The sequence below is a fragment of the Lysinibacillus sp. NPDC056959 genome (genome assembly GCF_042674095.1).
Lineage (GTDB): Bacteria > Bacillota > Bacilli > Bacillales_A > Planococcaceae > Lysinibacillus > Lysinibacillus zambalensis.
In genome coordinates this window covers 16,495-38,692 of the sequence record NZ_JBHURE010000004.1, presented here as the reverse complement: position 1 = coordinate 38,692, position 22,198 = coordinate 16,495, and the positions used below count along the sequence as shown (strand labels likewise).

21 protein-coding genes are annotated in these 22,198 nt (G+C 32.9%); 4 read left to right on the top strand and 17 right to left on the bottom strand.

What is annotated here, in order from left to right:
- Nucleotides 1–6 precede the first annotated feature (6 nt).
- The 4 genes from ACFTQ7_RS06375 to ACFTQ7_RS06360 form a co-directional block, all read right to left on the bottom strand.
- Nucleotides 7–1,608, bottom strand: a complete 1,602-nt coding sequence (locus ACFTQ7_RS06375; RefSeq protein ID WP_386828006.1) for a DUF4179 domain-containing protein — start codon at nt 1,606–1,608, stop codon at nt 7–9.
- Nucleotide 1,609: 1 nt separating this feature from the next.
- Entirely contained in the window at nt 1,610–2,146 is a 537-nt protein-coding gene (locus ACFTQ7_RS06370) for an RNA polymerase sigma factor (protein ID WP_386827787.1), read from the bottom strand.
- Nucleotides 2,147–2,579: 433 nt separating this feature from the next.
- On the bottom strand, nt 2,580–3,209 hold the full coding sequence (locus ACFTQ7_RS06365; protein ID WP_386827786.1) for a hypothetical protein: 630 nt from the start codon (nt 3,207–3,209) through the stop codon (nt 2,580–2,582).
- Nucleotides 3,210–3,369: 160 nt separating this feature from the next.
- On the bottom strand, nt 3,370–3,891 hold the full coding sequence (locus tag ACFTQ7_RS06360) for a hypothetical protein (protein WP_386827785.1): 522 nt from the start codon (nt 3,889–3,891) through the stop codon (nt 3,370–3,372).
- A gap of 360 nt (nt 3,892–4,251) precedes the next feature.
- Here ACFTQ7_RS06360 and ACFTQ7_RS06355 point away from each other — a divergent pair, with 360 nt between their 5' ends.
- The gene (locus ACFTQ7_RS06355) at nt 4,252–4,446 is read left to right on the top strand and encodes a hypothetical protein (protein ID WP_386827784.1); all 195 of its coding nucleotides are present in this window, start codon (nt 4,252–4,254) and stop codon (nt 4,444–4,446) included.
- Between the two features lie 201 nt (nt 4,447–4,647).
- On the opposite strand, the gene ACFTQ7_RS06350 is transcribed toward ACFTQ7_RS06355, so the two are convergent.
- The 8 genes from ACFTQ7_RS06350 to ACFTQ7_RS06315 all read right to left on the bottom strand — a co-directional run bounded on the left by ACFTQ7_RS06350 (nt 4,648) and on the right by ACFTQ7_RS06315 (nt 12,804).
- A complete protein-coding gene (locus ACFTQ7_RS06350) occupies nt 4,648–4,983 on the bottom strand; it encodes a hypothetical protein (RefSeq protein WP_386827783.1) in 336 nt (111 codons plus the stop codon).
- An 11-nt stretch (nt 4,984–4,994) separates the two neighbouring features.
- Entirely contained in the window at nt 4,995–5,348 is a 354-nt protein-coding gene (locus tag ACFTQ7_RS06345; RefSeq protein ID WP_386827782.1) for a hypothetical protein, read from the bottom strand.
- Nucleotides 5,349–5,762: 414 nt separating this feature from the next.
- Entirely contained in the window at nt 5,763–6,515 is a 753-nt protein-coding gene (locus ACFTQ7_RS06340; RefSeq protein WP_386827781.1) for an iron ABC transporter ATP-binding protein, read from the bottom strand.
- Entirely contained in the window at nt 6,512–7,576 is a 1,065-nt protein-coding gene (locus ACFTQ7_RS06335) for an iron chelate uptake ABC transporter family permease subunit (protein ID WP_386827780.1), read from the bottom strand. Before ACFTQ7_RS06335 ends, ACFTQ7_RS06340 begins: the two co-directional genes overlap by 4 nt.
- Entirely contained in the window at nt 7,573–8,589 is a 1,017-nt protein-coding gene (locus ACFTQ7_RS06330) for an ABC transporter permease (RefSeq protein WP_386827779.1), read from the bottom strand. Before ACFTQ7_RS06330 ends, ACFTQ7_RS06335 begins: the two co-directional genes overlap by 4 nt.
- Before the next feature lie 18 nt (nt 8,590–8,607).
- The gene (locus ACFTQ7_RS06325) at nt 8,608–9,639 is read right to left on the bottom strand and encodes a siderophore ABC transporter substrate-binding protein (protein WP_349662299.1); all 1,032 of its coding nucleotides are present in this window, start codon (nt 9,637–9,639) and stop codon (nt 8,608–8,610) included.
- A gap of 385 nt (nt 9,640–10,024) precedes the next feature.
- Nucleotides 10,025–10,702, bottom strand: a complete 678-nt coding sequence (locus tag ACFTQ7_RS06320) for a response regulator transcription factor (protein ID WP_386827778.1) — start codon at nt 10,700–10,702, stop codon at nt 10,025–10,027.
- 1,157 nt (nt 10,703–11,859) lie between these two features.
- A complete protein-coding gene (locus tag ACFTQ7_RS06315) occupies nt 11,860–12,804 on the bottom strand; it encodes a DNA/RNA non-specific endonuclease (RefSeq protein ID WP_386827777.1) in 945 nt (314 codons plus the stop codon).
- A gap of 286 nt (nt 12,805–13,090) precedes the next feature.
- Here ACFTQ7_RS06315 and ACFTQ7_RS06310 point away from each other — a divergent pair, with 286 nt between their 5' ends.
- Both ACFTQ7_RS06310 and ACFTQ7_RS06305 read left to right on the top strand, forming a co-directional pair.
- The gene (locus ACFTQ7_RS06310) at nt 13,091–13,933 is read left to right on the top strand and encodes a sialate O-acetylesterase (RefSeq protein ID WP_386827776.1); all 843 of its coding nucleotides are present in this window, start codon (nt 13,091–13,093) and stop codon (nt 13,931–13,933) included.
- Nucleotides 13,930–14,469 carry a PadR family transcriptional regulator gene (locus ACFTQ7_RS06305; protein WP_386827775.1) on the top strand — a complete coding sequence of 180 codons (540 nt, stop codon included), beginning with the start codon at nt 13,930–13,932 and terminating at the stop codon, nt 14,467–14,469. The genes ACFTQ7_RS06310 and ACFTQ7_RS06305 overlap by 4 nt, the downstream gene beginning before the upstream one ends.
- Nucleotides 14,470–14,750: 281 nt before the next feature.
- Here the strand turns inward: ACFTQ7_RS06305 and ACFTQ7_RS06300 are convergent, their stop codons facing one another.
- From ACFTQ7_RS06300 to ACFTQ7_RS06280, 5 genes are all read right to left on the bottom strand, one after another.
- Nucleotides 14,751–15,836 carry an EAL domain-containing protein gene (locus ACFTQ7_RS06300; RefSeq protein WP_386827774.1) on the bottom strand — a complete coding sequence of 362 codons (1,086 nt, stop codon included), beginning with the start codon at nt 15,834–15,836 and terminating at the stop codon, nt 14,751–14,753.
- 369 nt (nt 15,837–16,205) lie between these two features.
- Nucleotides 16,206–17,915, bottom strand: coding sequence for a methyl-accepting chemotaxis protein (locus ACFTQ7_RS06295; RefSeq protein ID WP_386827773.1), 1,710 nt, complete (start codon nt 17,913–17,915; stop codon nt 16,206–16,208).
- A 27-nt stretch (nt 17,916–17,942) separates the two neighbouring features.
- Nucleotides 17,943–18,068, bottom strand: a complete 126-nt coding sequence (locus ACFTQ7_RS06290; protein WP_386827772.1) for a hypothetical protein — start codon at nt 18,066–18,068, stop codon at nt 17,943–17,945.
- Nucleotides 18,069–18,582: 514 nt separating this feature from the next.
- Nucleotides 18,583–19,857, bottom strand: coding sequence for a cation:dicarboxylate symporter family transporter (locus ACFTQ7_RS06285; protein ID WP_386827771.1), 1,275 nt, complete (start codon nt 19,855–19,857; stop codon nt 18,583–18,585).
- Between the two features lie 285 nt (nt 19,858–20,142).
- A complete protein-coding gene (locus tag ACFTQ7_RS06280; protein ID WP_386827770.1) occupies nt 20,143–20,298 on the bottom strand; it encodes a VOC family protein in 156 nt (51 codons plus the stop codon).
- A gap of 476 nt (nt 20,299–20,774) precedes the next feature.
- Between ACFTQ7_RS06280 and ACFTQ7_RS06275 the strand changes: the two genes are divergently transcribed.
- Nucleotides 20,775–21,929, top strand: coding sequence for a hypothetical protein (locus ACFTQ7_RS06275; protein ID WP_386827769.1), 1,155 nt, complete (start codon nt 20,775–20,777; stop codon nt 21,927–21,929).
- The last annotated feature ends 269 nt before the right edge of the window (nt 21,930–22,198 follow it).

The window sequence follows — 22,198 nt, the reverse complement described above, 5'->3', positions numbered from 1 at the left end:
AACGATTTACTGTAAAACAATAGTTTTAGCTCGATCTTCATTGACAGTATAAAGGAAGAAGTTTAATGTAATATCTTTTTCCTTTATATTTTTAAATGTTTCTACTTGTTTATGTGTTCTTAACACGCCATCATTAGAACGAGTTTCTGCAAAGATTTTTTTGCCATTCTGATATATAACATTTTGTGTGATACCACCAAATTGCTCGTTCTTACTTTCTGATTCAACAATTAAATCATTACCTTTCGTATAATAGGTAATATCAATTGGATACCCGTTTAATTCTGTTTTTATAGTCTTTGGCACATCAGAAATATTTGTTAGCTCTACTTTGTCTTGCTTTTCAGCTTCATAAGAAACCTTCGCATCATTTAATATAAGTGAAATTTCTTTATTCGTAATATCCTTTATCAGCCCCTGTGTTTCAAAGGAAATATAATCTTTATAATACTCTCCCGATAATTCTTGCTCACCAATTCGTAATTTAAACTGACGATAATTGAAATGAGCTATATTAGAATTAGAATCTATATATTTTTCTTCAATATAAAGCTTCACATTACTCGGTGTAATGACAAGCTCATTAAATTGAAGTTGCTGAGAGCCTATCTCAATTTTTTCGTCTATACCCATAACAAAAGTAGACTTTTTAGCAAGATCCTGATTGTATTGGAAATCTAGGTTCCACGTTTCTGGTTTATAACTTACTGTATCAGTATAACTTAAAAATACTCCTAATTTTTCTATCTCTTCTTTTTGTATCTCTAGTGAATCACTTCTTTTAATGACATTTGCTTGAGGACGTTTATGAGTGACGCCAAAACTCGCAATGGTTTCATCTTGAATTTTATAAGATACATATGCGTCTTCTATGTTATTGGACTCTTCCAGGTCGATAAGATAATCCAATGTATATTGTCCGTTTTGATATCCGTTTGAAGTGAATTCTATTTGTGATATTCCATCTTGATTTATAGTAATCTTTTCAGGGAACGCTTTCGATTGAACTATATTTTTTAACTCTACACTTTTCTGCTGTATCTCCTTTACACCACCAAATTGAAGTGTAACATTGCTGTTGTGTGGGATTTCCTCATCTGTTTTTAGAATCCCTACTAATTGATCTGTTTCCTGATTATATACTGCGTTAGCCTCCATCTTTATTTCTTTGCCGTCACTTATTTTGAGTAATGCTTTTTCGAAGTCTGCATAATCTATTGGATAATCGTGATCAATGTCTAAGCTAAAGTTAATAGTAGTCCCATTTTGATCTGAAATTACATTATGAATATTTAATACACCCGCTTCGTTTTCTACAGTTTTATTGACTTCCTGCCCAAAGCCATTTTCTAAAGAAGTAATAACGCCTGTTCTATTCATATTTCGCATCCAGTCCAAGATTTCTGTTGAATATTTGGCAAATACAGGTGTGGCTGATAAAACAATTGTAAACATTATGGCAGTTAATATAATTTTGGGTTTATAGCTATGTTTTTTAGTTTTATACTTATGATTTTCTTGTTTACGGATGATTTTACTCCACATTTCATTCTCATTAGGATAATCTACTTGATCGTACTTCACTTTTTCTTTTATTAAATCGTCCATATTACTCACGATGATCCCTCCATTCGAATAAATAATTTCCATCTACTTGGATAAACTTTTTCATTAATTTTTTACCTTTAAAAAGCCTCGATTTAACCGTCCCCTCTGGGATTTTTAGAACTTCAGCGATTTCTCTATCTTTACAATCATGGACATATTTCAATATCATTACCTTCCGTATACGAACAGGCAGTTTGTTCATTAAATCGACTAACTCACTTTTATTTTCATTGAGCTGTATTGTTCGCTCAATATTTTGGGTATTGTCAACTCGTATAAATGATAGGAAATCAAAATTTTCTTTTAATAGGAGCCTGTTCTTTTTCTTTAAATAATTTCGAGACATATTCATAGCAATACTAAGTAACCAAGATTTTTGATTTTGTATAGCTTGAAAATCTTCACTCAAAGCTTTTGCAAATACATCCTGACAAAGATCCTCTGCATCGTATTTATTTTGAAGCATGTAATAGCAAGCTCTGAAAACCTCTTTATAATATGTTTGAAACAATACCCTCTCATCGCTAATCTGTTTCACAATCCCACCTCCTTTTCCGATTTCTACACAAGTAACAATTTAGCATCATAAATAGTTCATTTTTTCAAAAAAACTTTTATAGAATTTCGTTAAAAGATGTTCATAATTCAAATTTATGTATGAGCATACTTCTATGGAATATTGTAAATAGAAGATTGATTACAACAGAAGTTGGAGTAGCAAAAAGCCAACAAAGAACTTACTAAGTACATAAAATCAATGTTATTTTCTTTTATTGAAAAACTCCAAAAAGGCTTAGGAATAATTCCCAAGCCTTTCTCTTCTTAAAATAGTTTGAAATAATTTAGACTTTTGAGTTGCAATTCCATTATAAAAAATAAAACCTTTGTTATGCTTATTTACACACAGACGTTACGTATTAAAGTCGATTTTCCCAATCAGTTTGCTGTAATGCATATACATACTATCTTTCTCACTTTAAAGTCCCTATCCAAACATCTCCTTCGTCTAGACTATATTGCAGGAAACTCCCAAATTCATTTTCAAATTTTATGGTTTCATAGGCTTTTTCCTTAATTTTTGATACTTCTTTTTCAGTTAAACTTCCTTCTTCTAACGATTCATTCAAGTCGTTTTCATCGTAATAATCAAGCTCTATGTGCAAATCCCATTGGAATTGTTCTAGCTTGTCCCTCAAAGAATGATATTTATAGAAAGGGAATTCCTTGTTTTCTCCCCTTATTTTGAAGGTTTTATTATAGAAATCAAGACAATCTCTATATGCAACGACAATTTGTGAATTGATAAAATTAGGGTCATACAGCCAGATTTTTAAATAAAATTCTTCATTTTCATCTATCATTTTTTGATGCCAATCCAGGTAAACTTCTATCATTGCATCAAGTAAAAGTCGATTATACCAATTGGGAGGGTTTATTCGTACCCATGCATAAAAGGGATGAATCCATAATTTTTCGTATTCTCTTTGGTAATCCCTTAATAAGTCCATATCTAAATTTATTGCGTTTAGCTTCCATCTTTCAATTTTTCTCTTATGTCTTTTCCAACCTCGTATTTTCTTCTTTTTTGAGTAATAAAACACTTCTACACTTCCTTTGTAGTTTATATAACTCAATAATATCTTATATTCTTGTTGAATTAACCTGCCCCTTAATGTACTCCTTATTTCACTAAAGCACTCCTTAATTGAATAAGAAAATCCACCTGATTTGAGGCTCCTATAAGAGTATTAATTTTAGTATTCATAGTGAACTAGATACATATTTGTCAAAGTAATATTCAAATATCTTATAAATAGCTTGTGCTTCACTGATATTTATCTTAAGAAGATTTTCAACATCTATTACTTGGATTTCTTCTAAACCTTGACTGTATTTGGAATTTTCATAAGCATTAAGCAGGTCATAAAAAAATTCACAATGGATTGAACAATGAGAACCGTCACAATACCATCCAGCACTAAAAAGAAAACTTGCCCAAGATATTTGACGTTGTTTATATTTTAAAAATAAACAAGCCAAATAGAAATCGTTTAATTCAGAAAAATTTTCAAAGGGCTCCGAATTTGCATAGTTATTTACAATTCTTACTGCATTGTTTTGAAGTTTTGTTAATGAAAGTTCTATAATCCAATAAGGAGGGCATTCGGATTTATCAATAATTTCGTCACAAAATAATAAATAATGCTTATATGTTAATAAGCCAGCTTCAATCATCTCCCCCATTTTCCAAGCAAGAGATTTGTTCAAATTAATTTTCAACATTAACCCTCCTTTAGTTTTTTTTGTAAATTTTGACTAACTTCATTTTAACAAAAACTCACTACTGTTGCTTAACTAAACTACACCGTTAGTTCAATAAAAAAGAGCTGGCTATGCAACTCAATGATCTTAAATTAACCCACTCCGTTTGTTTAAGTAATCTAATTCACATGTCAACCTCTCTTACATTAACCCCTCCTGCATGAACATATTTACCATTAAAACTAAAAACATTGTTGAACTATTATGCCCTGTTAATAAAAAAGAGTCTTCACTTGTTGTAAGTTAAAGTAGAAAGTTTCACAAATAATAAAAAATAGATTATACTGGACTAACTATCATATTCGAAAAGGAGCATTTCCTATGACCGAGAATAATCAAACTGATGTACCAAAAAAGAAAATCAGCCTGCAAGAGGCAGTAAAACAGCAACTTGAAAACAAAAAGAACCATTCCACTGCTAATAAAGGAAAAAAGCATGCCGACCTTTCAACAAAAAAAATGAAAAGCCAGCAAACGAAAAAAACAAGCAATACCCGTAGAAAAATGGGTGTCTAATCTACCGACAATATTGGAGAGACATATTACCAGGCAAAGCTGTTGATATTGTAAAGTGAAAAAGCATTCACCTGAATGCTTTTTTTCTTTTCATTTTATAACTTGTCTATTTAAATGTTTCGTTAGTTCAATATAGAAAAAAGAGCTGCCTATGCAACTCAGTAATCTTTAATTAAAGCTCTCCGTTAGTTAAAGAATACTTTATTCATTTGGTTTAAATTTGATTGATTTTGCTTGATACATTTTATCCTTAAAAATATAAGTAATTTGAATATCACCTATACTTCCACCTGCTTGAGAAATTTGCCCCCCTATTTTCACAATAAGGTGATTATCGTTTATTTCAAAGCTGATAAGATTGCCAAAATATATATCAGGAAATAAATGATTAGACTCAATTTTTAAAGGTTTGGTATCAATTACATATTTCTTTTCACCCATACTAATAATTGCTTTATTAGAAAGCAACTTGGTCTTTACGTTTTTTAACACTATTCCAATTGGGTCATCAACAAGCACTTCAGCTGGTACTTCCACAAGCTCCTTATTTATTCTTTGAATTTTGACTTGGAAAACGTGAACTTTTTTTCTAATATTCCAATACCAGTACCCTTGGTCAAAATTATGATTAACTCATTTTTTCCATCTTTATTAATGTCCTCATAGAGAATTTGAGGGGACCAAGTAGGACTTGTTGTATTTATCCAATAAGGTCGTGTAATGACACCGCCTTGAAATACAATTTTAAAATCTGTATATACACCATTCATCTTTTTTGCATAAAGGGTAACATCTGCTTTATCAGATTTAGTAATTTCATCATATTCAATTATCATTGCTTTAGTTTTTGATAAATTGCCAAAAAGAGAAATGGCAATAATTAAAAAAATAACTTTTTTCATAAGAAAACACCTCATATTAGTGTTCTCTATAACTGACTATTTATTCCACTAAACCGCTCCGTTAGTATTAGAAAAACCAAATCTTTTTGAACACATAAAAAATCAAAGCTATTTTCATAAATTTTCTTACATTAAAAACTTCGAAAAAGGCTTAGAAATATCTCCTAAGCCTTTCTATTATTGAGTAAGTTGATTAGAAATCAGATTTTTTTAATGGCGAATTTCACTAAATTTCTCGTTATGACATACTTCAATCATTCTCGTGGGCAATGACATTAAAAAAAGCTGCCGCCTGTAAAATACAGACAGCAACTTCAACTAGGGTAACAGTTAAGATCTATGCAAGCTACAGTAAATAATTTAATTCTTGGCACACTCATTTTTTAAGCTGCTTCTTTTTTTAAAACTTTGTCACTAATAAACAGCGAGTGGCCCATAAGGACCTTCGATAATTTCTATTTTTGTTTCGAAAATATCTGTCAAAATTTTCGAGTCCATAACCTCTTCTACTGTTCCAAAAGCGGCAATTTGTCCATCTTTCATAGCACAAATTCTATCAGAGTATTTGGCTGCAAAATTTATATCATGCATAACAGTCAGAATTGTTCTTCCAAATTCATTAGCTGCACGTCTTAAATGCTCCATCATTTGAACAGAACGAGCAACATCAAGGTTGTTCAGAGGCTCGTCCAAAAGTACGTATTCAGTCTCTTGGCACAAAACCATTGCTACATATGCCCTTTGTCTTTGACCACCAGAAAGCTCATCTAAATATCTATTCTCTAAATCAGTTAAGTCTAAAAAATCGATATATTTAGAAATAATAACCTCATCTTCTATAGTTAATCTTCCCTTTGAATAAGGAAATCGTCCAAATCCAACTAGTTGTCTAATAGTAAGCCTAGTTACAAAATGATTTTCTTGACGCAATATAGTCAGAATTTTTGATAAGTCTTTTGATTTGGTTTGAGAAACATCCATATTTGCCACCTGAATTTGACCTTCCTCCATATCCAAGAGTCTTCCAATCATCAAAAGTGTAGTAGACTTTCCAGCGCCATTTGGTCCAATCAAAGAAGTAAAACCCGCTTTTGGTATTTCAATATTCAAAGGTCCTATTTTTACCTTATCAGTATAGAACTTTTTAACATTATCAATTTTTATCATAAAGCCCTCTTCCTTAAAACTACAGTTAAAAATATTATTCCACCAAATAATTCGATAATAACTGAAACTACACCTTGAGCATGGAATACATGATACATCAAAAAGTAAGCACTCGTTATTATCAAAAATCCTATAGCAAGAGCCATTGGAAAAATATATCTATGATCATAAGTTGACGCCGCCTGATAGCTCAAAGTTGCTACTAAAAAACCATAGAAAGTAAGTGGTCCAATCAAAGCTGTTGAAATTGACATCAAAATAGCTACTAATACAAGCGTATAAATTACATTAGATTGATATTTAACTCCAAAAGAAGTAGCAACATCCTTCCCTAGTGACAATATATTTAGATTCTTAGAATGAGCAAGAAGTAATATTGCTACAATTATTACCATAGGAATTACAATAGGAAAATATGCAGAATCTGCATTATTAACAGAACCAAACAATCTTGCCTGTAAAATATCAAATTCAGAAGGCGCAAGTAGTCTTCTCATGAAAGTTCCCACTGAATTTAGCCCAGTGCCAATAATAATTCCAACTAAAAGCATAAGTTGTAAATTCCCGTATTTACCAGAAAGGAGCCATCCATAAAGTATCAAGCTCATTAAAACCATAACAACAACTTGAAATAAAAATGATCCAACCCCAGTAAAATTTATCAATGCACTAGCACCAAAGAAAAATATAGTACTAGTTTGAATTGTTGAGTAAAGTGATTCGAAACCTAAAAGCGAAGGAGTTATAATCCTATTATGCGTAATGGATTGGAAAGCAACAGTCGACAAGCTCTGACAAACTGCTGCAATAATCATTGCAACAATAGCTACTATCCTTCTCTTAACAACTGGGATAAAAGAAGGTGAATCAATCGGAACTGGATTGTTATAAACTAAAAGTCCATATGAAGAAAGGATGCCCAAAGCAATCAATGTTATCAGCAAAATCCAATAACGCCTTTCTTCCTTCTTAGAACGAAAAGCCCTAGCTGATCTATTTTTATTATGAAGGCTAGAATCGATTTCGACATTTTCTTTATTTCTATATTCCAATGTGCTCATCGTAGCCTCCTTGGTTTTCTTTGTCTCAATAAGATAATAATAAACACGACTGCACCCACTGTTCCAAGTATTAAAGAAACGGGTACTTCAAAAGGCATTATAATTGTTCGAGAAATTATGTCACAGGCAGTTACAGTTCCCATCCCTATCAAACATACCCAAGGTAAATTACTCCTAAGATCATCGCCTCTATACATTGAAACAATGTTTGGGACAATTAAGCCCAAGAAAGGTAAGTTTCCAATAACAGCTGCAACAATTCCAACTGCAAGAGAAATAAGGGCAGTCCCCATAAGAACAATCCTATTGTAATTAACGCCAAGGCTTGTTGCGACATCTTCTCCTAGTCCAGCTAAAGTCAATCTATTCGCATAAAGAAAAATAAACAAAGTAACGATAACAATTAGCCATAAATATTCATATCTTCCCACCTGAACAGGCGCAAAAGAACCTACAAACCAAGTTTCAATACTTTGTGTCATTTGAAAAAGGAGTCCCATAAAAGTGGACACTGCAGAAATGACTGCTCCAAGCATCAATCCAATAATCGGGACAATTAAAGACGAACGAAGTTTAACTCTTCTTAAAAATAAAAAGAAAATCATAGTTCCTATAAAAGAAAAAATGATTGCACCAGTCATTCTTAAAACTAAAGTCGGGGCAGGAAATAATAAATAAACAAAAAGCAGCCCTAAACCTGACCATTCAATAGTCCCTGTTGTAGTAGGTTCAACAAAACGATTCTGTGTAATCAGTTGCATTACGAGTCCTGCCATTGACATTGCAGCTCCAGTAAGCATTAATGCAACTGTTCTCGGAACACGAGTTATGAAAAACATCTCCATTCCATCCTCTTGTCCACGTATATCATAAACTCCAGTAAACAGTGATATAATGCCTAAAATAATAACAACTATAATCGCTAATATAAAAGGTCTTGTCCATATTTTATTGTAGTTATAAAACTGGGGTTGAGAATTTATCTCAACCCTAGAAGTTACATTTTTCAGCACATTTCATACTCCTTTACACTACTTAGCTAAAGTATTTGCAAGGTTTTCAAACAACTCTATATACGTCTGAATTGATTCGTTTGTGTAAGTATCTGCTGGTGCATAAATAATATGTTTTTTAGAAACAGCAGTTGTTTTTTGAAGAGCAGGTGCGTTAGCAATAACATCCTGAGCAGGAACTGAATCTTTTTCACCAGATATTGCAGCATCACGATCTAATACGAAAAGCCAATCAGGATTACTTTGTGCAATAGCTTCAACAGAAACTTCATCACCTTTATGATCTGATGTTGAATCGGCAACTTCTAATGCTGGTGCCCAACCGAAAATTTCATACATCGGTCCCCAAACACGTCCAGAATGAGGAGCTGCAAAACCAATATCCCCACCACCAACGATAACACTCATCACTTTATCTGTTCCATTATAAGCAGATTTAGCATTTTCGATAACTTTATCAAAATCAGCTACCACTTGTTTAGCTTCTTCATTTTTATCGAAAATTTGCCCTAAAGCAATTGTAGAATTTTTAAGTCCATTTACTAAGTTTTCCCCAGGTGTAGCAGTTTCCTCAGAAACATCTACATTAAGATCAATAACAACTGCATTTGGTACTAATTTTTTGATTTCTTCGTAATAGTCTGCAAATCTTTGACCGACGATTACAAGTTCAGGGTTTGCAGCCGCTATAATTTCAAGGTTTGGTTCACGGTGATTTCCAATATTTTGAACTGATTCATCACTTACATATGGTGAATCCGCAGGCATTACATCCTTTGGAACAGCTGCTAGTTCAATTTTCCAATCAGCTAAAGTTTCAAAAGTTCTATTATCCAAAGCAACTACATTCTTTGGGTTTACAGGAACAGAAACAGTTCCGTGGGCATCAGTGATTTCAACTGTAGCAGGTTTAGCAACTTCTTTACTTCCATTATCTTCATTAGACTTTGACTCTTGATTAGATTTATTGCTTGAATCTGAACAAGCTACTAACATCAATGTCAAAACTGCGATAATACCAACAAATTTTAAAAACATAGATTTCTTCATATACACATACTCCTTATTATGTAATTTATTTCGAAAATGATGAAGTCTATAGATTGAATGGGATAGTATTTGCTAGCCATTCCAATTGCTATTGATAATCATTTTCATTTAACCGTTCTGTGAAACAGTATAGTCTTTAATTCTGTGAAAATCTTGTGAAAAATGTAAGATGATAAATAAAGTTAATTTTTCACATTAAGTATCGGATACAAGAAAGGAGTGCGTGAAATATTCTTTTTATCGTTTCCTTCTCTTCAATATCTTCCAGAAACTTCTTGGTTATCAAATTTAATAGAACAAAAAACGAGCAAAACTGATTGAAACTGTTTTTACTCGTTTTAGGTTTCGATTATGTTTAAAATTGATTACTGGGACAAACTGTACACTATTCAATCATTGAATAGCCTCTGCCATGTATTGTTTGAATATATCTGTCTTTCTTCTCGCACTTTAGCTTTTTTCTTAAATACCCAATATATAAATCCACTACATTTGGATTTACTGCTACGTCATATCCCCAAACCTGGTTCAAAAGCATTTCACGGCTCAATATTGAATTTTTATTTTTGATTAAAAATACAAGTAAGTCATACTCGCGCTTAGTAAGCGGAAGATTTTCGCCACCTTTTGTCATAATATTGCTGGATGCATCAACGAAGAGATCTTTAAATCGAAAGTAATCATTCTCGATTGGCTGGATACAGTCTCCCCTTCTTAAAACAACTTCTATCCTTGCTACTAATTCTTCTTTCACAAATGGTTTTCTTATATAATCATCTGCTCCTGCTTGTAATCCTGCTATGCAGTCCTTGCTGGACACATTGTCAGTCACTATGATTATTGGGGTCGTTTTAACAGCCCGTATTTGTCTGCAAATTTCCGGTCCAGATACACTTAACGAATCCCAATCCAATACGATAATATCCCAATCTTGCTCATATACTATATTTAATCCTTTTTTTTCATTGTGAAGTGTTAAAATGAAATAGCCTTCTTGCTTTAGACCGCTTACGATCTTCTTTGCTAATGACCGTTCATTCTTAATTACCAACACCTGCTTCACCCATAGTTCACCTCTGCTTCATTCATAAAATTATTTATCACAAAAAAGAATATCGGATCTATAAATATTAAATTTCTAAAAATATATTATAACAACTTATAAGGATAAATTTGGGACAATTTACAACAAATATGTATTAAATGCATTAGATATGGTTAAACGTTGCGACACCACACTCATTTGTGTATTAAGCATCTTCATGCTAGTATAAATTAATCAAATAACAGCTGAAATGTGAATAGGTGAACATTCGGATTCTATCCTACTTTCACAATATCGATAATGATTATCATTGTCAATAAAAACCAGAACCAACTGTATAACTGAGGGCTTAATCTGTAAGTACCAAGAAGTCTGCTTGCGCCTTTATCGAAAAGTATTTTCACGAGAATAACGATTTTCATTTCCCACCGCTTTTATTTTATTAATACTTTTTTTGCTATGATGGTTCTATCACGATTTTGGCGGGCTATTCACGACTTTGATGGTTCTATCCACGAATTGGGCGGGGCTATCCACGACTTTGGCTTCTCTATCTGTCACCTTGGCTCTTCTTTTCGTCACTTCGACTATGCTATCCGTCGCTCTGACCATACTTTCCCTCACTTTGACTGCTATCCGTCGCTCTGACTAGGTCGTTTTTTATAGTTTTATATATGCCATTACAGAGCTGTTGTCGACCATTCTCATTATTTTTATTATTGCGATGAGTCGAGTGTTGATGGCATCAGGTATTGATGAAGTAATGATTGCTCCTTTTACAAAAATCATTCATACATATGGCTTTCCTTTTTCTAAAAAAGCTTGTACTTCACATTCATCTTTAGCTACATCAATACCCACTACTGGGTTCATTTTCTTTCCTCCTACAACGTATTCACCACCCAACCAGCCTCAAACATATTTCTACAAGTAGGGGTGAACAGTTTAGTTGACGGGATCAATGTCTCACGCACCCGTACGTTCTACCCTGGCTACCGTTAGATTAAATCTAAATAAAAAAAGTTCAACCAGAAAGTTCTGGCTGAACTATATAATACGAAAGCACCCCGTTAGTTGAATAGGAAAAGAGATACTTATTCCACAAACGCGCCCGATTGTTTCGGTAAAGTCATCCGTTTATTTCATTCATTTACTTTGCCTTGAGTTCTAGGTGCTTATTCCCCTACCATACCGTCGTTATCATTGTCTTTCATATATGGGTATAACCAGTGATCACTCGTTATTGGCATGCTATAACCTGCTGCTTTTGCTTCTTTAATCGTTACTTGACCATTTCCATCTGTATCAACGCTAGAAATATCTTCAGTGCCATTCAAAGCATTGGACTTATTAGAACTTGTTGACTTATTTGAGTTAGTTGATTTATTTTCAGTTAATCCTAGAGATTTATTTATTTCATCAGGGTTGCCGTTATCGAACTCATCTACAATTTTATTCCCTTTTAAAGTGTAAGTGTACTTGTAATGAGAAGGAATCTGCGTTTTCGTATTAGGATATGTGATTATTGCTTCAAAATTAGTCGCTCCACCAGCTTTACGAATAGCGTCTTCCATATATGCTTGATCACCATGTCGGTTAAGCGTACTATCTTGTGGCGTAATATTATAAGCATTTGATACCCCACCAAGAGAATCTGCAATAATATGTCCTTCATCTAAATCTGCTCTTTCGACACCAGGAACTTTTGCTTCATCAGCGTAGTATCTGCCAGACGTTGTTACAGGTTCGGTACGATCATCTTGTAGAACGATTTCGTTAGCAATGACACGGACTATTTGCCCGTGTTCATTCGTAAAGGACCAATACTCTCGGTCCCCAAAACCTATGTCAACGACGACGTTAGGTTCGCGATGTCCAGACAAATCACCACCATCAACTTCAATTAGTTTGTAATCTTTGAACAGTTGATCTTTTGATTGAGTTGATGTTTCCTCTACTGCTTGTTTTTCAGTCGTAGTTTTTTCTTTTTCACTATTTTTTGTAGTTACTTCTTGTGAATCAGCTTTCCCATCAGTATTCGATACATCTTCTACGTTAGTACAACCAACTATAAAGATGGCAGTTAAAAGTAAGATTAAATAGTTTATTTTCTTTTTCATTTTAGGACTCCTTATAATATTTTTTTACTGAACATTCTAGAGATCTTTGAATAAAACATAAATTAACATTGTTAACCTATTAAAAATAGTATATTACAATATTAAGTTTATTACATTAGATACTTAGTTCGAAGTATGTAGTGTTAAATTCCAATAAAGAATAATAGAGTCCATCGCATTATATTTTTCAAATATAAAATTTAGCTATAGCGAGTTGACGATAGTCTAATTAGACTCTATACTATTGAAGTCTAATTAGACTATTATTTAAGGGGTTGAAAATTAAATGATAAAATCTTTTTTAATGTTAGGGCAATCAAATATGGCAGGTCGTGGATTCTTGCATGAGGTAGAACCTATCTATAATGAAAAAATAAAAATGCTTCGCAACGGTCAGTGGCAAATGATGACAGAGCCGATTAATTATGACCGCCCTGTTGCTGGTGTAAGTCTAGCAGCATCTTTTGCAGAGGCCTGGTCGAATGCCAACCCGGATGAAGAAATTGGTTTGATTCCTTGTGCGGAAGGTGGCAGTTCCTTGAACGATTGGCATCCGCAGGGTACTCTTTTTCAACATGCTTTATCTGAAGCTCGATTTGCTTTAGAAACTAGTGAAATTTGTGGCATACTTTGGCATCAAGGTGAAAGTGATAGCAATAATTCTCTACATGAAACGTATTATGAAAAGTTATCTCTTATCATTGAAAATTTACGTAAAGAATTAAACCTTCAAAATGTCCCATTAATCATTGGTGAGCTTGGTGATTTTCTAGGAAAATCAGGTTTCGGAAAGTACTCATCAGAGTTTCAAGAAATCAACGACCAATTACGTCGATTCGCTCATGAGCAGCAAAATTGTTATTTTGTATCGGCAAAAGGTCTAACTGCCAATCCGGATGGTATTCATTTGAACGCCGTTTCCCAACGAAAATTCGGTTATCGCTACTTCGAAGCATTTTCGAAAAAGTGTCATATCTTAGAGCCTCTTTCGGATGAAAATCAATCACTAAAAATAAACAATAACTATTCGAAAACTGAACAAATTTATATTCATAGTATGAATTTGGCTCTAGGTAAAATCACATACGCTGAATTTGAAGCACAAATGGAGAAGGTGATGCACCCTTGATTCCCTTACTTATCCTTGGCTTACTTATTCAAAACCCTGGCGCTCATGGATACGAACTATTAAGTTTAATGGAAAAACGACAATATAAATATATCGTTAACTTCACTAAAGGATCATTTTATTACAATTTGCAACAACTTGAAGAAAAAGGTTTGATTGAACAAACACATCAAATACGTCCAAACAATGGTCGTGAAATTCACACCTTTAAAATCACGTCTTTAGGAATAGAAGAATTCCAAAAATTAATGGCCAAATATGGGACTAAATCCGAGTATGTAAACTTACAATTCTATGGGGCATTACTCTTTGCAGATGAATTCGATAAACATAAATTATTAGAATTAATCCAATCACAAATTGATCAAACTGAAGCCAGAATTGCTCTTCTCGATGAATACCTAGCTATTACTAAAGAATTACCTGGTAAAATTGATTATTTTCGTCGCATGAACGAAAATTCTCGTTCACACCATTTAGTGAACTTAAAATGGTTTAAAGAATTGAAGGCAGACATAGAAGAAGCTACTGTGTAAATAAAAACTAAAATCCCATATCAATATTACTTAGTAAAATTGATACGGGATTTTTAATGTAATCTTTTATTTACCTTACACTTTAAAACCTTTACTATGGGTCACAATGCTCCGGTGACCTTTTTATTATTTTCCACCATTCAATGTTGTACCTAATTTTTGAGGAAAAAATAGTTTTGGAGAATTACTTCAAAACTATTGACCTGTGTATTTAATTTCTTTTTGTTTTATAAAATCAGATGTAATTCCTATACTTAAACTAAAAAATAGATAATGATAGTTTATCTAATCTCATTCATAAATATTGACAAATCATTCATAGTTAGTGGTTTAGATATGTAAAAACCTTGTATAGAATCATATTCTGCTTCTGATAAGGAATTAAGCTGTTCAACACTTTCTACGCCTTCTATGATAACCTTTAGATTTAAAGCTTTGATAAACTTTGTTAGCATTTCAATTACCTTTTTATTTGATTGCCCACTAATAAACAACCTATCGAGCTTCACCCCATCAAGTGGGAACAAAGAGATATATTGAAAATTCAAATTTCCTGAACCAAAATCATCAATAAATATACTATGACCACGATCACGAATAATTTTTAAATTTTCTATTGCTTTTGCTTCTATCCCATTTAGGGTTTCCTCAGTTAATTCAAAAGCAATTCGGCTATTGTTATTAAAATTAATTTCATTAAGATGTTCGATTAGCCAAGATATATCTTTTATTAATGAAGCTGTTAGATTAATAGAGACATAAACTATATCATTATACCTTTTCAACAAATCAACAGCTTTATTTATAATATTTTTGGTTAATTTTATCAAACTCTCTATATCTAAAATCGGAATAAATATACCTGGTGATATTGAACTGAGTTCTTCGCACTTCCATCTACTTAGTGCTTCAAAGGATACTTGTCTATTATTGTGTAATATCGGTTGAAAAACGATTTCAAACTCATCCGTTAATAAACCTTTATGTGAAATGTACTCTTTTATCGCATTACTATTCGTGTTTTGCAAATAGACTTGTCTAACATAATTTAAGGCTGGAAGTCTTCTATCTTGAACAGATAGATAATGTATCTTCAAATATTCAATATTTGATAAATCTTGAATAATCAAATGAGCTTGCGACTGAACATTACAGACTAATATATATTCCTTATCAAATACTCTATAACATTCAACTTCTGTTTGATACATAGATAATTTCATCTTAACCACATCTATACATTTAGAAGTATTCAAGTTATGCCAACTTGAAATAGTAATATATACTAAAGTGAAAGATTTTTTATCTTCAATACTTTTTAACACAGACTTTCGATTTGATTCAAATTTTGTTATCCCAGTCTCCATCCTAATTCCTCCAATAGGGCAGCTTACTCCTCCATTTTCTATCAAAAATTTACGATCTTTTTTAAATATTTTATAAAGCTAATCTGTAGTTAGCATGAATTTAATGTGAAGTTTACCTGTAGTATCAATTAATGTTTTAAAATACAAAATACAGAATTTATGCTTGCAATAGTAGCAGATTGTTCTTCTGCCGATTTTAAAACAAGTTGTGAATAACTTGAAGACTGGTCGATAACTCTTTTGTCATCTTCCCAATAAATAATTCCATTTTCACATCTCCTTCGAAAAAACCTAAATTTAAACAAACAAATTTACTTTTTCAACAACTATTAGCAGATTTTTGTCCTTTGAGATTATAATTCGTCATCTTTATACTTTAAACATATTCGTTTTTTCTTGTAAGTCTTCCGCCATTTTAGAAAGTGCCGAAGTAGATGCAGTAATTTCCTGCATAGAGGCTAATTGTTCTTCCGTAGCCGCTGAAATATTTTGTGTCCCTTCTGCGGCGCTTTGGGCGATTCCATTAATTTGCCCCATGGATTTGGACATTTGATCTGCACCTGCAACCATCTGCTCTACAGAACTAGACACTTCATGAATTTGAACTGAGACCTCGTTAATGGCATGTTGAATTTTCTCAAATGATTCACCTGCGCTGTTCACATTATTAATACCCGTTTTCACTTCATTCGTAGTGAACTGCATGGAGTCTACCGCTTTACTCGTTTCGCCTTGAATTCTTATAATAAGCTCAGAAATTCTCAGCGCCGATCCCGATGATTCTTCTGCCAATTTTCGCACTTCTTCCGAAACTACCGCAAAGCCTTTCCCATGTTCGCCTGCTCTTGCTGCTTCTATCGCTGCATTTAATGCCAGTAGATTGGTTTGTGCTGCAATACTTGTAATAACTTCAACGATATCTCCAATCTCAGCTGAACGCTCACCTAGATCACTAATAACATCACTTAGACTACCAATAGATGTTTGAATCGAGTTCATTTGTAGAACTGCATTTTGAATAATATCATTTCCATCTACAGAAAGTTGTTTTGCTTGTGTTGCTGCCTCTGATACGTTAGTAGAATTTTTAGCTATTGTTCGGACATTTTCTACCATATGATCGACAACATCCGATGTTTCTATAATCGTTCTAACCTGGTTATCTGAGCCGCTTGCTACCTCTAACGTAACAGATGCAATATGTTCACTTGCCTCACTCGTTTGTTCCGCACTTGCCGAAAGCTCAACCGAAAATGCTGCCATCTGTTCGGACGATTGTTGCACCTGACCAATTAGATCCCGTAATTGAGCAATCATGTGGCTGAAAGTAGACGTTAAGACGCCTAGCTCATCCTTTGAATCATAGTCTACACTAAAATTTAATTCCCCAGCCTCTGCTCGTTGAACAGCATATTTTAATTTTTCAATTGGAGAAATTAGATATTTTCGTACACCGATAAAACCGATTGCCACAAACAAGATTCCTAATACAATTGAAATAATTAGAGAGTTTGTAATCCCTTCATTTGCCTCAGCCTTACTTTCCATATTCAAAATACTTGCATTTTTTTTATTCAATTCTGTCAGCTCTAAACCTTTTGACATAATTTCGTCAAGTACAGGCTCAGCACTTGAATTAAAGAGGTTTATTGCTTCATCATTCTTATTAGCAAGACTTAACTGAAAGACTTGCTCCATGCTTTCTTTAAAACTTGGATATAGCTGAATTAATTCACTTATTATTTTATCCTCATCCGATTGCATTTTGGCTGCTTCAAGTATTTTAAGATTCTTTTCATTATTTTGAAACGCATCAGTTACTTCATTTTTAATTTGAGTAATAGTTGTTTCATCTGTAAGAAGTAAAGAACGATACATATCTGATACAATAATTCGATTATTAAGTCTATAATCCGACAAAACAATACTTGGTTCAAGACGATTTATAAAAATATTCTCTGTTGTATTCTCCAATTTTTTCATAGTAATATATCCACTTACTTGGATAAGAGCAACCGTTAAAATTGCTATAGACATTAATAAAACTAGCTTATTAAAAATGGATAGATTACGAAGCAAGGTTCATACCCCCCTTTTTGAATTCAATCATTTAGTTTGCATTGCATGGATTTTTTCGCCAGTGTTTTGTGTAATTGGTGATGTCATCGTAAACGAAATACCTATAAAAGTAATGGCTACCGATATAAAATTCTCACTTTTCAGTTTTTTCATAATATTCCCCCTCTTTATCAAGTTATCATATGACACATCTTTACACAAATCTACAAAAAATTTACCTATAATAATACAATTCAAGTAAATTTACTATATATAATCACTTCTTTTTCTCTTTAAGCACATCAAAATCACAATTAAGTATTACATTAATAACCACTTTTAATAAAACTATTAAAACTAAATTTCATATTTTAGCTGTTGTTTATAGCCTAGTCTTTATATAACTTCTTCTGGATAGTGAGCTATATATATCTAAAAAAACACTTCAGATGCATATGTTTCCTCTCAAGATACATTAAGCAGTTAGAGATGACGCTTTATTTTAAGCATTTCAATTAAATAATATTAACGATTTTCCTTTCCTTGCTTTAACATCATAACTAACTCTATCCCCATAGAAAAAACACCTCCACGTTGATCTAATAAGGTGCAATATAACCATTTTTCAACGAAAGGTGTTTTTTTTGTTGTTTTTAGGCCCATGTAATGCAATCCATTGTGATGGATTTTATGCTAAATTTTCATTTTCTTTAAAGTAATTTTTCATTTTGTCTGTATCGAAACGGCCTTCCCATTTCGCCATAACTAATGACGCAAGTGAGTTACCAATTACGTTAACGACTGTACGTCCCATATCAAGGATACGATCGATACCTGCGATAAATGCTAAACCTTCAAGTGGAATACCAACAGTTCCTAAAGTTGCTAGAAGTACAACGAAGGATACTCCTGGAACACCTGCAATCCCTTTAGATGTAACCATTAATACAAGCATTAACGTAATTTGTTCACCAATGCTTAAGTGAATACCGTACATTTGAGCAATAAATAATGCAGCAATTGCTTGGTACAGTGTTGAACCATCTAAGTTAAAGGAGTAACCTGTTGGGATAACAAAGGATACAATATCCTTTGGAGCACCTAATTTCTCCATTTTCAACATAATTCGTGGTAACACAGCTTCAGAACTTGCCGTTGAGAACGCTAAAATCAGCTCATCTTTTAGTACTTTAATTAAGAAGAGGATACTGACACCTGCGAATTTTGCAACAAGCGCAAGAACGACAAATATAAAGAATAGCATTGTTGCGTAAACAAGTATAGCAAGTTTAGCCAGTGGTATCAGAGAAGCGAATCCGTATTTAGAAACGGTTACACCGATTAAACCAAATACCCCAAGTGGAGCGAATTTCATTACGAGGTTCGTTACCCAGAACATAGCATCTGCTACCCCTTGGAAGAAGTCTAATACTGGTTTTCCTCGTTCGCCAATGGCAGCAACCCCTAAACCAAAAATAACTGAGAAGAAGATGATAGCAAGCATGTCGCCTTCACCCATTGACTGTATGATATTTGTCGGTACAATGCCTACAATAATATCAAACGGTCCTTCATGCTGTACTTCTTCAGTAGTTGTAACGTATTTCGAAATATCTCCTTGAGATAGCTCGTTCATGTTCAGACCTGCGCCAGGTTGGAATATGTTTGCGGAAAGTAAACCAACTACAATTGCTACTGTTGTAATAATTTCAAAGTAAATAATTGATTTCCCGCCCAAACGTCCAAGCTGTTTCATGTCTCCAGTTCCAGCTACACCAACGATTAAAGTCGAAATAATAATCGGCACAACAATCATCTTAATTAGATGAAGGAAAATATCGCCTAAAGGTTGTAAATATGTTTCGATTTTGGGGCTTCCGTAAAAGATACCACCAACAATAATCCCTAAAATCAAACCAACTAAAATTTGAGTCGCTAAACTGATTCTAAATTTCTTCTTCAAAAATTTCGTACCTCCTAGTATTAATTTTTTTGGGGTCGTGCCTTATAGTACAAGTTACTTATAAAATCCGACAAAATCCGATGAAAAATTAATTTATTTTTAAGAAATATCTGAATATAACACCCGACAGATTTCTTCATATCATCTTTATTTGCCGATTTTCATGAGTATCGAATGCATAATTTCGAATAGTGACTGGTACTTTATTAATTGGTCCTATTTTCGAGTAAATTCGGGTGCTACTTAGATACAAGTTGAAAGAAGTGTAGTTTTAGATTACTAGGATTATAAACAACAAGCTGCAACACAAACCCTACTGCCTATCCCTCCTTCCATTTCCCATTCCCCTTTCACATCAAGTCCAAAATCGAGAAAAAACTCTTCAGCGGCAGAGAGATCATTTACGATTACACCCACATTATATATTCTTTGAACCTTCAAATTTCATACCTCCATTGTTTCTGTTATTTTGCAAAATCACCCAGATAGAAAAATTTCCTTTTTGAAGTAGTTTTACAAAACAATCCATTCCATCCAGTAAAACTATCACGCTCGTTTAGCCAGTTATAAAACGGTACTGGACGCTCTCTATTTGCTGCTTCTTCTATAGATGATTAATTAATCGACTTCTAATCTAAACGCTCAACAGCCTTCTTGCTGGTAAACGCATTTACATGCTGTGCCTCATGATCATTTGTCATCAAAAAAGACAGATTCACAAAAGAATTTTGCCATATTTTCATTCTATCTACCCTTATTTCTTTATATCGTGGGGAAAATTGGACCATCTATCACGAATTGATCTTATGTTCTCTTCTTTTATTTTTAAAACTTTTTTAAAATAATTAACTTTTTTCAATGGTAAATCGTCTAATTATTGGTACCAATTAATTTTTAAAATGCAAGGAGAAATAAAAATGAAAAAACCGATTAAAAAAACTTGGATGATTGCTTCTGCACTTACTATAGGAATGGCTGTTCTAACTCCACTGCAAGTAGGAGCTACATCTGCTGAAAAAACAATCGAAGCAGCAGTTCAAAAAGAACAACAAATTAAAGGAGCTATTAAAGATTTCTTTCCCCATTATGGAATGAACCTTAAAGGACAAGATGGTAAAAATTATTTTATTAGTTTCAGTAATTTTTCTACTGAACAACTAGAAAAAATGAGCTTAGTAGAAGGACAAGAAATCTCTGTAGAAGGTAATGTTGTAGAAGATTATAATGACTTCAATACATTTGAAGCTTATAAAAAAGACCTACCTAAAGAGGTAACAAAAGAAGATTTAGCAAAATTAGAAAAAATGTTTAACGAAATGAAGCAGTTAGAAAAGGAAACAAATAAAGGTGATTATTCAATTGAAGAGATAGATAAGAAACTTGAACAAATAGAGAAATTTTATGACGAAATGTATAAAATACAAAAGCCATATATATTAGCTAATTGGCAGCCAAAATCATTTGATGAATTTATAGAAAAAGAATACGGTTTTAATGAAAGTAACATAGTTATTAAAGAAAACGATAAAAAACAGCTTAAAGCTATTTATGAAGAATGGGTAAAGCTTGAAAAAAGCGGTGATGAAGAAAAGGCTAACAAAAAATATGAAGAGTTTGATAAAATCCTTGCACCATATTTAGATGAGCTATACCCACCACAAACTTTTGAAGAAACTTTAGATGGCCTAGAATCAGTAATCCCTGCTGAAACTTTATCAAAACTAAAAACAATTTTTGAGGATGCTCGAAAAGCAGATAAAGATGAAAACGAAGAATTGTCTGAAAAGCTATGGAATGAATTCTATGAAATCCTGGGTCAATTCTATAATCCTCCAACATTTGAAGAATACATGGCTGACTTTGAATTTGAAGTTAGTGAAGCAGATAGCAAACAATTAAAACAGCTTTATGAAGAAATCTTAACTCTTGATAAAAAAGAAGAACAAAAAAATGCCGAAAAATGGGAAGAGTTTTTCAATATTTTAGACCCATATTTTAAAGCAAATGAAGAAATTCTTATCTCAGCTTCTAAATTAACGATAAACGGCCAAGACTATTTTCCACAACATTAACCAATTCGTCTTTCAAGTTATCAGCTAAAGGTAAGCTATCCATGAAATTTAAAAACTAACGCTTCACCACAAAGAATGAAAATGGATACTCCTGTTTATACTGTTTTCTTCGCCTGGGCGAAAAAAGTCAGCACACTACAGTGCTATAGATTCATCTGTTATTTTGGCTAAAATACTTCGGTGCAACACAGACTATCGCAGCCTATATGGATAGCACTTATGAGAGATTAATCTATTTAATTACTCACACCTTATATACAAATCGCGCT